Source organism: Streptosporangium sp. NPDC049046, assembly GCF_040649155.1.
Lineage (GTDB): Bacteria > Actinomycetota > Actinomycetes > Streptosporangiales > Streptosporangiaceae > Streptosporangium.
Genome location: NZ_JBEZEZ010000044.1, coordinates 17,199 through 30,940 on the forward strand (window position 1 = coordinate 17,199; position 13,742 = coordinate 30,940).

At 69.8% G+C, this 13,742-nt stretch carries 11 protein-coding genes; 5 read left to right on the top strand and 6 right to left on the bottom strand.

Features of this window, described 5'->3' with window-relative positions:
• The first annotated feature begins 142 nt into the window (after positions 1–142).
• Positions 143–1,918, top strand: coding sequence for an FAD-binding oxidoreductase (locus AB0B96_RS37365; RefSeq protein ID WP_362906587.1), 1,776 nt, complete (start codon positions 143–145; stop codon positions 1,916–1,918).
• A gap of 53 nt (positions 1,919–1,971) precedes the next feature.
• Here AB0B96_RS37365 and AB0B96_RS37370 read toward each other — a convergent pair whose 3' ends face one another.
• The gene (locus tag AB0B96_RS37370; protein ID WP_362906589.1) at positions 1,972–2,463 is read right to left on the bottom strand and encodes a nitroreductase/quinone reductase family protein; all 492 of its coding nucleotides are present in this window, start codon (positions 2,461–2,463) and stop codon (positions 1,972–1,974) included.
• 144 nt (positions 2,464–2,607) lie between these two features.
• Positions 2,608–3,681 (bottom strand): hypothetical protein, encoded by a 1,074-nt coding sequence (locus AB0B96_RS37375; RefSeq protein ID WP_362906591.1) that lies wholly within the window; start codon positions 3,679–3,681, stop codon positions 2,608–2,610.
• 141 nt (positions 3,682–3,822) lie between these two features.
• Between AB0B96_RS37375 and AB0B96_RS37380 the strand changes: the two genes are divergently transcribed.
• Positions 3,823–5,922 (top strand): M6 family metalloprotease domain-containing protein, encoded by a 2,100-nt coding sequence (locus tag AB0B96_RS37380; RefSeq protein ID WP_362906593.1) that lies wholly within the window; start codon positions 3,823–3,825, stop codon positions 5,920–5,922.
• Positions 5,923–6,063: 141 nt separating this feature from the next.
• Here the strand turns inward: AB0B96_RS37380 and AB0B96_RS37385 are convergent, their stop codons facing one another.
• Positions 6,064–6,936, bottom strand: coding sequence for a hypothetical protein (locus tag AB0B96_RS37385; protein ID WP_362906595.1), 873 nt, complete (start codon positions 6,934–6,936; stop codon positions 6,064–6,066).
• A gap of 163 nt (positions 6,937–7,099) precedes the next feature.
• On the opposite strand from AB0B96_RS37385, the gene AB0B96_RS37390 reads away from it, so the two are divergent.
• Complete coding sequence (locus tag AB0B96_RS37390; RefSeq protein WP_350949570.1) at positions 7,100–7,900, top strand: tyrosine-protein phosphatase; 801 nt, start codon at positions 7,100–7,102, stop codon at positions 7,898–7,900.
• Positions 7,901–7,903: 3 nt separating this feature from the next.
• Here AB0B96_RS37390 and AB0B96_RS37395 read toward each other — a convergent pair whose 3' ends face one another.
• Positions 7,904–8,971 (bottom strand): Gfo/Idh/MocA family oxidoreductase, encoded by a 1,068-nt coding sequence (locus AB0B96_RS37395; protein ID WP_362906598.1) that lies wholly within the window; start codon positions 8,969–8,971, stop codon positions 7,904–7,906.
• 69 nt (positions 8,972–9,040) lie between these two features.
• Positions 9,041–9,949 (bottom strand): PAC2 family protein, encoded by a 909-nt coding sequence (locus tag AB0B96_RS37400; RefSeq protein ID WP_362906600.1) that lies wholly within the window; start codon positions 9,947–9,949, stop codon positions 9,041–9,043.
• 331 nt (positions 9,950–10,280) lie between these two features.
• Between AB0B96_RS37400 and AB0B96_RS37405 the strand changes: the two genes are divergently transcribed.
• A complete protein-coding gene (locus AB0B96_RS37405) occupies positions 10,281–11,276 on the top strand; it encodes a 4-epi-cubebol synthase (protein ID WP_362906602.1) in 996 nt (331 codons plus the stop codon).
• Position 11,277: 1 nt separating this feature from the next.
• Here the strand turns inward: AB0B96_RS37405 and AB0B96_RS37410 are convergent, their stop codons facing one another.
• Entirely contained in the window at positions 11,278–13,392 is a 2,115-nt protein-coding gene (locus AB0B96_RS37410) for an ATPase (protein WP_362906604.1), read from the bottom strand.
• Positions 13,393–13,551: 159 nt separating this feature from the next.
• Here AB0B96_RS37410 and AB0B96_RS37415 point away from each other — a divergent pair, with 159 nt between their 5' ends.
• Positions 13,552–13,716, top strand: coding sequence for a hypothetical protein (locus AB0B96_RS37415; RefSeq protein WP_350949594.1), 165 nt, complete (start codon positions 13,552–13,554; stop codon positions 13,714–13,716).
• Positions 13,717–13,742: the final 26 nt, after the last annotated feature.

The window sequence follows — 13,742 nt, forward strand, 5'->3', positions numbered from 1 at the left end:
GAATTCACGGGACCGCGCGTCGGCAGGAACCGTGAATCCCGCCGTAAAAGGAACGCCGAGGGCACCTCGGCGAAGGAAAATCATTCCTCCCCGGGGAGGAACGCTCATGAGAACGTGAAATGCGAAAGGTCTGGTAACGACGGTGGCCAAAGCAACACGCCGTGGATTTCTGGGAGCGATGGCCGTCGCGGGAGGGGCGGCCGCAGGGCTGGCCACCGGTGAATCGGCGGCGAATGCGACGACCGCGGGCCGGTCGTCGCACGGGCGTTCCGAATGCGCACCCCCTCCGAACGCGGCGACGATAAAGCCGGACGACCCGAGATACGCGGAACTCATCACCAGGGGCTACAACTCCCGGTTTCTCGCGCAGCCGGAGTCGGTCCGTGTCGTCCACTCCGCGGAGCAGGTCGTGCAGGTGGTGAACGAGGCCGTGCGCGCGGGCAAGAAGATCGTCGTACGCAGCGGCGGTCACTGCTTCGAGAACTTCGTGGACGACCCCGCCACGTCGATCATCATCGACGTCTCGGAGATGAACGACGTCTACTTCGACCCCGCCCACAAGGCGTTCGCGATCGAGGCCGGTGCCACGCTCGGGCAGGCCTACCGTTCGCTCTACCTCGGCTGGGGCGTCACGATCCCGGCCGGTGGCTGCCCGAGCGTGGGGGCGGGGGGTCACATCGCCGGCGGCGGGTACGGTCCCCAGTCGCGCAGGCACGGGCTCGTGATCGATCACCTCCACGGTGTGGAGGTCGTCGTCGTCGACCGCTCGGGCCGGGCGCGGATCGTCGTCGCCACCCGCGAGGCCCGCGACCCCAACCGGGACCTGTGGTGGGCGCACGCCGGTGGCGGTGGCGGGAACTTCGGGATCGTCACCCGCTACCTGATGCGCTCCCCGAACGCCCGAGGCAACGACCCCGCGACCCTGCTGCCCAGGCCCCCCGCGCAGCAGCTCGTGGTCTCGGCCAGCTGGAGCTGGGAGAACATGACCGAGGAGGCGCTCTCCCGGCTGGCGGACAACTACGCCCGCTGGCAACAGCAGAACCACGGCGACCCCGCCTTCGAGAGCATCGACAGCTCGCTGACCATGTACCACCGCTCCAGCGGCAGGATCGAGCTGTTCACCGCGATGGACGGCGACGTGCCCGGCGCGGACGGCATCCTGTGGACCCTGGTGCAGATCGTCGGTGAGGGTGTCGGCATCGAGCCCACCTTCGACTACTTCAGCGTGGCGCCGTGGCTGCGGGTCACCCTCTCCTACGACTCGGGAGCCGGTGCCTACGCGCTCAGGTTCAAGTCGAAGGCCGGTTACCTGAGAAAGCCCTGGACGCCGGCGCAGCTCAAGGTCGTCTACAGGTATCTGACGGAGGGCGAGGGGGACGTCGGGGCCTCGGTCTACCTGATGTCGCTCGGCGGGAAGATCAACGCCGTGGATCCCGCGGCCACGGCGAACCCGCACAGGACCGCGCCGCTCATCGGCTTCTTCGACGTCGGCTGGTGGGACCCGGCGGAGGACGACAAGTGGCTGGCGTCGATCCGCGACGCCTATCGGGAGATGCACGCCGACACGGGCGGCGTTCCCGTCCCCGGCGAGGCCTACGACGGCGCGTACATCAACTACCCCGACAACGACCTCGCCGATCCCGCGCTGAACACCTCGGGAGTGCCCTGGCACAAGCTGTACTACAAGGACAACTATCCGAAGTTGCAGCAGGTCAAGGCAAAATGGGATCCCCGCGACGTCTTCAACCACGCGTTGTCGGTCCGGTTGCCCGGAGCCTCGGACACCCTGCCCTCGCTGCCCTCGCCGCCCCCGCAGACCCGCCCCAAGAACCCCCGCAAGGCCGAGACCAAGAAATACCCCCGGAGGGTTTCTCCGAGGCACGCGAACAACCTGCGTTCGCTCGGCCGCCCCGACTGAGCGAAGGGTCCCCCGCCGGGACTTTCCTCCCGGTGGGGGCCCTGCCCCGCTCCCTAGCGCGGTGTCAGATAGACGACCCCGAGGTCGCGCCGCCGGATCGCCTCGGCGAGCTCCTCACGGGTCGGTGTGCGGTCGACGTTGACGACGATGCCGAGCCGTTGCCGTGCCTCCTTGAGCCCGATCTTCTCGATCAGGGACTCCATCTCGGCGGCCATGGCGTCGGGATCGTCCATCAGCTCGGCGCGCATGGGGGTGCGCACCCCCATCTCGGTCACCTCGATATCGGCGCCACCGCGCAGGTTCGCCTTCCATCGGGCCTCGGTGTAGACACACGACCTGCCGCTCTCGTCCTGCTTCATGACAGGAATCTCGTATTTTTTCCCGGTCTTTCTTCCGGTGATATGAAGCAGTATGACGCCGGCGACGGAGCTCGATTTACCCTTGCGTATCTGCTTGCGCATCATAGGGTTGAAGAGGCGCATCATGAATTTCATCATGACGGGCGTTTCCTTGATGGTGACCGCGTGGGACGTGTTTTCCGGCATGACTCATTGTTTCATCTTCGCGGGGATTTAAAGAGGGGGTGCGGCCGATTCCTCGGACGGCGGACCGCGCGGCCCGCGCACCGCACGGCGAGCGGGGCGGGGTGCGGGCGAGATCAGGCGGGACGTCGGGGTGCGGGGGCGGGGTCAGGCCGGACGTCTGCTCTTCGCGTCACCGCTGTTCACGGTGCCGGGGGCGTTCGCGCTCTCGTCGAGGCGCCAGTGTGCCCGGCCGCCCACGAAGGTGGCCACGCACCGGCCGGGCCCCTCGTGGAGCAGGGCGGTGTAGGCGTCCCGCTCGCCGGCCTCCACGGCGAAGACGGCGAAGTCGGCCCGGCCGCCCCGTCCCAGGGAGCCCAGGCGGCCGGGTCCCTCGTCCATGCCCAGCGCCCGGGCGCCGCCCAGCGTCACCGCCTCGACCAGGAGGCGGTCGTGGTCCGGGGCGTGCGAGAGCGCGCGGGCGACCGAGAGCGGGTCGCCGCCGGTACGGGTGCCGACGGCGATCGCGCTCCCGCCGTCGAGGAGACCTTCCGCGGCGAACGGCGACGAGATGGCGATCACCGTGCCGCGGACCTTGAGGAGTTTGCGGTCGGCCTCGTCGAGCGGACCGGAGATCGCGATGTGACAGCCCGCGGTGAGCACCCCCACCTCGTCGAGGAAGGCGATCGGGCGGCGGCCGGGCTCGGCGTGCAGCCGGAGCCCGAACGTCCGTGACAGGACGGCGAGGTCCTCCATGACGAGGGGGTCGGGGGAGTGGGCGGCGATGCCGATGACGCCGGGGTGGTCGACCTCGCGGATCGCGGTGATCAGGCGGTCGCGTCCCTCGTCCTCCCACCGCTCCTCGTCCTCGCAGCGGGTCTCCAGGTAGGTCACGCCGTCCAGCCCGGCCTCGCCGAGGGTGGAGGCGGCGTCGAGATCCGCGGCGATGCCTCCCACCGCGGTGACGCCGTGCACGGAGGCCAGGGGCGAGGTCCTCTCAAGCCGGAGATGCGCGTCGATCAGCCCCGGAACGATCATGCCGGGCCAGTGCACCGGGGAGAGCAGGGGATGGGCGGCCTCGATCTCGGCGCGCGGTCCGACCCGCACGATCCGGTCGCCCCTGACGACGATCGCGCCGTCCCTGACGGGAGGACTCGCGACGGGCAGGACGAGGGGCGCGCAGTGGATGGAGACGACCGCCCGGGCACGCGTGCCGATGGTCCGACCGGCCCGCGTCGACATAGGCACTCCTGTAGGTTCGTCCCCTTTGGAGAGGTTAAGGGGATGAACCGAAGATCTCAAATGCATCTCGGGTAAACGTCTCGTGGACCTCCTTGACAGCGGGTTGTTGATCTATTTGAAAGCTGTCTATACCGTTTTAGCGTGATACGACCCCCCAGGTTGCTGAAGGTACTGCTTGCCGCGATCGTACTGATCCCCATCGGTCTCACCTCCGTTCCCGCCTCCGCCGAGCCCGCTCCCGACCCGGAAAACCCCTGGCGCGTGGACCACTGGCCCCGGACACAGCCTTGGCAGCAGGACGCCCCCGAGACAGGGGCCGCGCGGCGGGCCGACCCCGCCGCCCCGGCACCGATCGACCCGCAGAACTGGAAGAACCCGGACCACATGACGTGGGCGGACTACCGCAGACCACCCGGCACCAACTGGGCCGACCCCTCGGCTAAAGGGTCCAAGCGGACCTTCCGTGGCGCGCTCGTCCTCGTCGACTATCCCAACCAGCCGTTCGTGGTCACCCAGCCCAAGGGCTCGACCGTGTTCAAGAACCCCAGCGCCGAGGCCCACGACATCCCCCGTGAGAAGGTCGCCCGGTTCTACCAGGACTTCCTCAACACCCCCAACGAGCTCAACCGGGGGCACACCATCCACGAATACTGGATGGAGGACTCCGGAGGCCGCTACGGCGTGGAACTCGCCTCCTTCGGCCCATACCTGATGCCGGGCAAGTCACACGAGTACGCGATGGAGTTCCAGGGAGGCACGGCCTGCCCGTCCGGGGACACCTGCACCAGGAACATCAGGACCGACGCGCGGGCCGCGTGGGTCGGCTCCGTCGGCCAGGAGGTCCCCGCGGGCTTCGACTTCGTCTTCTACCTGAGCGCGGGGCAGGACGAGTCGGCGACCTGGCAGGAGTTCGGCCCGATCAAGTTCCCCACCAAGGAGGCGGTGACCGACGACTTCGGCCCGCCCGACCCGGCCCTGCCCAACTGGGCCAGGACCCGCTACGTGGAGTGGACGTCCTGGGCCTCGGCCGCGTCCATCTGGCCCAACGCCGGAGGCGGCTCCTCCACCCAGGCCGAGAGTTCGGGGCAGGGCGTCTACGCCCACGAGCTCAGCCACATCCTCGGCATCGGCGACAACTACAACAACCCGTTCGGGGTGCCACCGCGCCGGGCGTACACCGGAGTCTGGGAGATGCTCAGCCGGGGAAGCTTCAACGGCCCCGGCGGCCCGCACAGCCGCTGGCTGATCCCGCCCACCTCGGGCGGCTCGATGGGCGCCCAGCACATGCTCCGCAACAAGATCAAGCTGGAGATGGTGGACGAGGCGAACGTGCTGCGCCTGTCCAGGGAGGCGCTGGCCGACTCCGGCCTGGTGGTGGCCAAGGTGACCGCCCGGGTGGCGCAGCCGGGACCCGGCGGCCTGTCGGGCGTCAACATCGCCTTCGGGAACGGCGACCGCAGCCCGGCCTGCGACGTGAACACCGACCCGTTCTGCGACGGCGGCGGCTACGACAACTACACCGTCGAGGTCGTGGACAGGATGGGCGCCGACTCCTTCACCCCCGACTCCGGCGTGCTGCTGGCCAAGACCAAGAACGAGGACCGCGCGCCCTTCGAGTGGGTGGTCGACGCCAACCCGCAGGACATCGGCATGACCGACTACGTGCTGCCGGACGGCACCGCCGTGCCCATCACGATCGGCGACTACCGTCAGCTGTCGGACGCGCTGTTCCACGCGGGCACCGGCTCGGGCTCGGAGTTCGAGTACGTGGACCAGGCAAACCGGCTCCACTTCTACGTCCTGGACCTCAAGCGCGACCGCGAGGGCGTCCTGTCGTACACGGTGGCGATCCGCTCCCTGGACGGCGCCGGCCCGAACGGGCGCGGAGTGAGGCTGCTGCCGTCCGTCGGCGTCCCGAAGGGGAAGGAGCTGACGTCCTGCCGCTTCCCGCTGTTCAACACCGGCAGGGTCGCCCCGGCACGGGGGCAGCACCCCGAGGACGTGAGCGCCTACCTCAAGGGTGACGTCTACCGGCTGTCGGCGAGCGTCGAGGGCCGCGGCTGGACGGCCTCGCTGCCCAACGAGCTCGCGACCGCCGACTCAGGCGGGAACACCCTGGTCACCGTGAACGCGCTGCGCGCGGCGAAGGGCGGCCATCTCGCGAAGGTGACCCTCACCGCCACCTCGGAGAGCGACCCGTCCAAGAAGGCGAAGGCGACCTGCCTCGTGCTGGGACGTTAGCGCCGGGCCCGCGTCCCACCCGTCCCGTGCGGGGACCGGGGCGCGGGTCAACGCGTCGTCACCTCTGCTCGTGCCCGTGTGTGCCGTGCCCGTGCCTGTGAGTGCCGCGTGCCGTGCTCACGCCGAGGGTGGGACCGCGTGTCAGGACTCGGAGGCCGTCAGCAGGTGCCGGGCGGCGTCGCGCGCCTCGTCGATGCTCTCGTGGAACAGCTTCTCGACCTGCCGGGCCTGTTCGCTCAGGCGCTCAAGGCCGGGGAGGTCCAGCGTGTCCTCCGCGGTCTCGGCGACCAGCGCCTCGTAGCGCGGGGTCCGTTCCGCGAGTGTCCGCAGCTGCTGGTAGGCGCGGTAGACGCCGTCGGCCTTGCGCACCTGCCTGGCGTACTCCTCCAGCGCGCGGACCCGCCTGGTCAGCGAGATCTCGGCGGTCTCCAGGGCCTTCACGTAGGGGGCGAAGGACTCGGCCACCTCGGGTGGGGGTTCGCCGGGTACGAGCCGGTTGTGCTCGGCCCTCATGTCCGACAGGAGCACCAGTTTCCTCGCGATCTGCCAGGTCTGCTCGGGCAGGGTCACCGCGTTGTCGATGGTGTCGAGCAGGTTCGCCCTGTTGATCTCGGAGGTGAGGATCGACTCCTCGGCGTCCTGCGCGCGGCGGAGCAGGTCTCCGCAGTCACGGTCGAGGTCTTCCGGCAGGATGAACCGGTCCTTGTGCTCCATGGCCACCCGGACGCGCCGCCGTTCCCGCCGGCCCTCGGGATCGTCGCTCACACCGCGCAGCGTGGAGAAGACGACGAGGACGAGGACGGCGACGAAGCCTCCCGTAGGACTCAGGCTCGCCATGAGCAGCAGGAGGCCGGCGATCGCGACCAGCTTGACGGGGTCGGGTCCCCTGCGCCGGGGAGCCTGCCCCAGCCGGGCCGCGCGCAGCGCCTGCGGACTGGCGCGTAAGACCGAGGAGATCGGGGCCGGCAGGGCCGGATCGACCAGAAAATGCGGGGGACGTCTCCTCTGATCCACGCGACCTCCTTGTGGCGGGGAGTACAGGACCGGTCCTTCCACTGTCACCCATAAAGGGAGAAAAGGCGCACTTACCAATGCCAAACGAGGACATCGACGATTACGGATGCCGACGTCGGCAGTTAACGGTCCGGACGTAAGGCGATGTATAGACTCGAAGGCGATGAACGACTTCACGCGTTGGATCGATCTTGAAGGTGCCGTCAACGTCCGCGACCTCGGCGGGCTCGCCACGGTGGACGGCGGGACCACACGCTTCGGCCGGATCTACCGGTCCGACAACCTGCAGGGGCTGACCGGAAGAGACATCCGGCAACTCGTCACCGCTCTGAAGCTCCGCAACGTCGTCGACCTGCGCTCGGGTCCCGAGGTGCGTCTGGAGGGGCCGGGGCCGCTCACCAAGGTGCCGGAGGTGAACATCCACCACCACACCCTGTTCGCCGAGGGCGGCGTGTACACCGACGTCGAGGCCGACACCATCGAGGCCGACAAGGTGCTGCCCTGGACGGAGGAGCGGCTGGAGGAGGATCTCGCCGAGCTCCGGGTGACCGGGTTCTACTACGGCTACCTTCGCGACCGTCCCGACTCGGTCCTGGCCGCCCTGCGCGCCCTCGCCCTCGACGAGGGGGCCGCCATCGTCCACTGCGCGGCGGGCAAGGACCGCACGGGCGTCGTCTGCGCCCTCGCGCTGGAGGTCGCCGGCGCCACCCGCGAGGCGATCGTCGCCGACTACGTCGCCACGGGCGACCGCCTTGAGGGCATCCTGGCGCGGCTGCGCTCCAGCACCACCTACCGCGCCGACCTCGACACCCGCCCGGCAGACGACCACCGGCCGAGGTCGGAGTACATCGAGCGGTTCCTGAGCGTCCTCGACGACCGTTTCGGCGGACCGCTGGAGTGGCTCGCCTCCCACGGCTGGAGCGAGGGCGACTCGCGTCTCCTGCGCGCCCGCCTGCGCGACTGACGGTCAGGAACCGGAGGTTTCCAGAGTGACGACCCGGCGCTCGGCGGCCGAGCGCCGGGCGGCCTCCAGCACGGTGAGCGCCTCGACGACCTCTTCGGGGGCGACCGGTGGCGGGGCGCCCCGGGTGAGGCACGCCACCACGTCCCGGTAGAAGCCGGCGTAGGCGCCGGGCTCGGTGGGGACGGCACGGGCCTCCTCGCCGGGACCTCCGCCCTCCGCGCCGAGGGTGCCCCACCGCTCGGACGGCTCCTCGCCGAAGCCGGGGGAGGCGGGGGTCAGCCCGGCGCGCAACTGCTCCTCCTGCACGTCCAGGCCGTACTTCAGGTAGCCGGCCCGCGAGCCCAGCACCCGGAAACGAGGGCCCAGCCGGGGCGCGACCGCGCTCACCCACAGGTGGGAGCGGGCCCCGCTCGCGTGGGAGACGGCGATGAACGTGTCGTCGTCGGAGTTCACCCCGCGGCGGCGCACGTCGGACTCGGCGTAGACCTCGACGGCCGGACCGAGCAGCCGCAGGGCCTGGTCGACCAGGTGACTGCCGAGGTCGTACAGCAGTCCCGCGACCTCCTCGCTCCCGCCCGTCTCGCGCCAGCCGCCCTTCGGCACCGGCCGCCAGCGTTCGAAACGCGACTCGAACCGGCGCACCTCGCCCAGCGCGCCCTCGGCGACGAGGCGCTCGACGGTGCGGAAGTCGCCGTCCCAGCGCCGGTTCTGGAACACGGTCAGCATCAGGCCGAGATCGCCCGCCAGATCCGCCAGGCCGCGCGCCTGCGCGGTGGTCGCGGCCAGCGGCTTGTCCACCACCACGGGCAGGCCCGCCCTCAGCGCGGCCTGCGCGAGCGGGACGTGCGTACGGTTGGGGGAGGCGATCACGACCAGGTCGACGGAGTCCCACAGCTCGGCGGCGTCCCCGGTCGTCCGCGCGCCGTACTTCTCCGACACCTCGGCGGCCCGCCCGGGATCGCCGGTGACCACCGCGGACAGTCTCAGACCCGGCGTCGTGGAGATCAGCGGGGCATGGAAGAACGCCCCGGCCACGCCGTAGCCGACAAGGCCGACGCGCAGGTCGGTCATGGCGCGGCCGGCGGGTCGGCGGCCGGGGACGGGTGCCCGCTTTCGCGCCCGGCGAGGCCGGCGCGCGGGTCAGTCACCGCGCCGCTCGTCACGCTCGGCCAGGAACGCCTCGAACTGGGCGGCGAGTTCGTCGCCGGTCGGCATCTCCGAGGACTCGGCCATCAGGCTCTCGCGCTCGGAGCCCGCCGCGAACGCGTCGTACTGCTGCTCCAGGCCGGTGATGGCGGTGGACAGCTCCTGGGAGGCTTGGATCTGCTCGGCGATCTCGGCGTCGGTCTTCTCCGCGGCCTCGCGCAGGCTCTCCAGCGGGAACACCAGCCCGGTGCCCTTGGTGACCGCCTCCAGCGCGGTCACCGCGGCCGACGGGTATTCGGCCTGGGCGAGATAGTGCGGGACGTGCACGGCGTAGCCGAGGGCGTCGTGCCCCTTGGCGCCGAGCCGGAACTCGATCAGCGAGGCCACGCTGCCGGGCACCTGGACCTTGCCGAAGGCGCTGGTCTGGCCGGTGACCAGCTCGGGACGGCTGGCGTGGCCGGTGACGCCCAGCGGGCGGGTGTGCGGGACGGCCATCGGGATGCCGTGGGTGGTCACCAGCTTGCCGACCTTCAGCCGGGTGACCAGCGTGTCGACGGCCGCGGTGAACAGCTCCCACTCGCGGTCGGGCTCGGGGCCGCTGAGCAGCAGGAACGGGGTCCCCGTGGTGTCGTGGACCAGGTGGAGCACGAGCTCGGGGCTCTCCAGGGCGACCCAACGATCGGTGTCGAAGGTCATGGTGGGCCTGCGGGAGCGGTAGTCCAGCAGACGGTCCACGTCAAAGGTGGCCACGACCTGGTGCTCCAGCTCGTCGAGCAGGTGGGTGATGGCGAGTTTTCCGGCGCCGCCCGCGTCCACGAACCCGTCGAAGTGGTAGAGCAGCACCGGATCGGTCAGCTCAGGGACGTCTCCGCTGAGCCGGTAGAGATCCGTCGGGTCGAACACCGTTTCCAGCCTTTCGTCGGTCGTCTTTTCAGCTCAACCCGCTGGGGGGCCGCTGAATTCCGCCTGCTCTCGGCGATCACACGGCACCCTACCGGGGCGCGGTGGGTCACATGCAGCCTGACCCTGGGCATGAGGGGTTCGCAACTCGTCCGCCCCGGCCCGGCGAGCCGGGGCGGCTCCGAGCCCGCGTAGGAGCCGAGGTCGTGGCGGGCCGCACCGACGACGGGGGACGAACACCTGAAAATGATTCACGTGATGAATCAGAAGTCCACGATATCCAGGTGTTTCCTGATGTATAGGAAAACAAGCGCCCTTCGGCCATCCTTGGGGAGTGGGAACTACTACTACGCGTAGGTCAGACCTGTCTCTCCGCATCCCTCCGCTGCCCTGTCCCTTCCCCAGCGAGGTCAACCCTCACGTCGAGCGGGTCAACACCGAGACCCTCGACTGGCTGGTGGAAACGGGCATCCTGGAGGATCCCGAGACCGTCCAGCGCTACCGCCAGGCCAAGTACGGCTGGCTGGGAGCCCGCACGTATCCCTATGCCGAACACCACACGCTCCGCCTGGCGACCGACTGGTGCGTGTGGCTGTTCGCCTTCGACGACGCCTTCTGCGAGTCGGGCCGCGGCGCCGGTGAGATAAGCCGGGCCCTGCCCCGGCTGTTCACCGTCCTCGACGACCTTGAGGCCGGGCAGGAGGTCGACGACGTCTTCGCCAGGACGCTCCTGGAGATCAAGACCAGGATCTCCAGGTACGGCGACGACGACCAGCTCGACCGCTGGCGCGCCGTTACCAAGGACTACCTCTTCGCCCAGGTGTGGGAGGCCGCCAACCGCGAGGCCGACGTCGTGCCGCAGGTGGACGACTACATCTTCATGCGACGGCGCACCGGCGCCATGCTCACCGTATTCGCCCTCATCGACATCGCCAGCGGATGCAGCCTCACCCCCGAGGAGTGGCGCCACCCCGATGTCAAGGCGATCACCGAGAGCGCCAACGACGTCGTCGTCTGGGACAACGACCTCATCTCGTACGCCAAGGAGAGCGACGGCGCCAACTCGCGCAACAACCTCGTGAGCGTGCTCGCCAGGCACCGGGGCTACTCGCGGCAGCAGGCGATGGAGGCGATCGGCGCCATGCGCAACCGGGCGATCGCCGACATGGTGGCACTGCGCCCCTCGCTGGAGGCGCTCGGTTCCGAGGCGGTGCTCGCCTACGTGCGCGGTCTGGAGTTCTGGATCAGCGGCAGCGTCGACTACTCGCTGACCAGCTCCCGGTACACGTCCGCCTGGCAGGCCGAGGCGCCCGAGCCCTCCGCCCGATGACTCACCCCCGAACGATCTGACCGTCCTCGTGGTCTCCGAGCGCGAGGACGATCAGCTCCTCCAGGTTCAGCTTCTTGCCCTGGGCGAAGGCCTTCTCGTGAGCCTCCTCGCCGAGGATGCGCCTGCACTCCTTGACACAGCGGTCGTGCTCGGAGTTGAAGAACGGGGAGCCCAGCTGCGGCATCCCGAAGGTCCGCCAGTTGGCCTGGCCGCCGCCCATCAGCCGGGCCGCGAGCTCCGCCTGCCCGTCTTCCAGCGCCTGCTTGGCCACCACCTCGATCGCGAGGCCGATCCCGAGCACGTCGTGGAAGTAACGCTTGAGTCGCAGCGCCTCGCGCGCGTTCGACATGGCCTCGGGGGAGCGGCCCATCACCTGGTACACGCTGGCGAGCGCGTAGATGGCGTACGAGCGCAGCCACAGCTCGCCGCGCTGGGTGCAGACCGCGATGCAGTCGCGCAGCAGCACCTCGGCCTCGGCCGGCTCGTTCTGGATGAGCAGCACCATGGACAGCTCGACGATCGAGGGCAGCAGGCCCGGGTTGAGCTCGCGGCCGCTCTTGTGGAACTCGATCGCCACGCCCAGCAGCGCGCTCGCCTTCTGCAGGTCGTTCTGCAGGAACGCGGCCGTGCCGAGCATCTTGGTGGCGAGGATGACCGCGCCGGAGTCCCCGACCCTGACGGCGTCGGAGCTGCACTGCTCCGCGGCCTCGATGGCGCCGGTGATGTTTCCCTGCGCGCTGTTGATGTAGGACAGCACCCACAGCGCCTTGCACCGGTCGGGGCTCGGCTGGCGCGCCAGCTCCAGGGTCTTCTCCAGATAAAGCCTGCCCTCGCGGGCCAGCCCGCAGGCCACCCACATGAACCACAGCGAGGACAGAAGCTTCAGCCCCGCCTGCACCTCGCCGGGAGTGCGCAGGCAGTGGTCGAGCGCGACGCGGATGTTGTCGTGCTCGTGGCGCATCCTGACGTACCAGTAGACCTGACGGGCGCCCGACCAGGCGTCCTCGCTCCGCTTGGCCAGCTGCAGGTAGTAGTCGCGGTGCCTCTCCCTGATCACGGCGCTCTCGCCGAGCTTGTCCAGCCACTCCTCGCCGTACTGCCGCAGGGTGTCGATCAGCCGGTAGCGGTGTCCGGAGGGCGTGCCGTCGCTCAGCAGGATCGACTTCTCCACCAGGCTGGAGATGAGCTCCATGATGTCCTCGGAGGGGAGGTTGTCGCCCGAGCAGACATAGCGGGCGGCGTCGAGCTCGAAGTCCCCCGCGAAGACCGAGAGCCGCGCCCACAGCAGCCGTTCGGCCGGCTCGCACAGTTCGTGGCTCCAGCCGATCGCGGCCCGCAGTGTCTGGTGCCTGGGCAGCGCGGTGCGGCTCGCCCCCGCGAGCAGGCTGAACCGGTCGGCGAGCAGACCGAGGATCTGCTCCACCGACAGGGCGCGCATCCGGACCGCGGCGAGCTCGATGGCGAGCGGTATGCCGTCGAGCCGGCGGCAGAGCTCGGCCACCGGGCCGATGTTGCCCTCGTCCAGCATGAAGTTGGGCACCACCGCGCTCGCCCGCGTGACGAAGAGCTGAACCGCCTCGTTGGTGAAGACGTCCTCGCCCGAGGAGTCGCCGGGAACGGTGAGCGGCGGGATGGTGACCGTGTGCTCACCCCTGCAGTTCAGCGACTGACGGCTGGTCGCCAGGATGGTGAGCCCGCGGGCGCTGCCGAGCAGGTCCTCGAAGAGGGTGCCGCACGCGTCGACCAGGTGCTCGCACGTGTCGATGATCAGAAGGATCTCGCGGTCGCCCAGCCACTCGACCAGCGTCTCGTCCGCCGAGCGGGCGGACTGGTCGGCGATCCCGAGGGCCGAGGTGATCGTGTGACGGACCATCCCCGGGTCCTGGAGGCGGGCCAGGTCGGCGAACCAGACGCCGTCCTTGAAGTCACCCCGCATCTGGTGGGCGATCCGCAGGGCGGTGCGGGACTTGCCGACGCCCCCGATGCCGGTCACCGTGACCAGGCGGTGCTCGCCCAGCCGCTGCCTGAGTGTGGTGAGCAACCTGGTGCGCCCCACGAAGCTGGTCAGCTCGTTGGGCAGATTGCCGTCTCGCCGCCATCCTGCTGGCGTTGTCATGGCGCCTCACGGGGGGATAGCCGGAACCTGCCACCGCATCGTACCGTCTGGGCCTTGGCCTGTCCCCGTACAGCGCGGGCGCGGGCCCTCTCCGGACGCGGGGCGCGGGCTTTCCCGAGAAGGGGAGCGCGGGCCGCGAGGGTGGCTAGCATGGGGCTCGTGACAGTGCCCGAGCCCGATGACCTGCGCCCCGTCGACCTCGCCGACGACGGGCTGCCGATCCTGCCCGACCAGACCGTCGACGACACCGATCTCGGCTGGAACGAGTGGCGTGAGGCCGACGACGACGCCCGTCTGATCGAGGACCGTCCTCCCCACTGGTGACCTCTCCCGCGAGCCGGTCCCCGCGG

Bases quoted from the DNA above. Each gene is read 5' to 3' on its own strand.
- AB0B96_RS37390 (WP_350949570.1), top strand. From the start codon at position 7,100: ATGAACGACTTCACGCGTTGGATCGATCTTGAAGGTGCCGTCAACGTC.
- AB0B96_RS37410 (WP_362906604.1), bottom strand. From the start codon at position 13,392: ATGACAACGCCAGCAGGATGGCGGCGAGACGGCAATCTGCCCAACGAG.
- AB0B96_RS37370 (WP_362906589.1), bottom strand. From the start codon at position 2,463: ATGCCGGAAAACACGTCCCACGCGGTCACCATCAAGGAAACGCCCGTC.
- AB0B96_RS37375 (WP_362906591.1), bottom strand. From the start codon at position 3,681: ATGTCGACGCGGGCCGGTCGGACCATCGGCACGCGTGCCCGGGCGGTC.
- AB0B96_RS37395 (WP_362906598.1), bottom strand. From the start codon at position 8,971: ATGACCGACCTGCGCGTCGGCCTTGTCGGCTACGGCGTGGCCGGGGCG.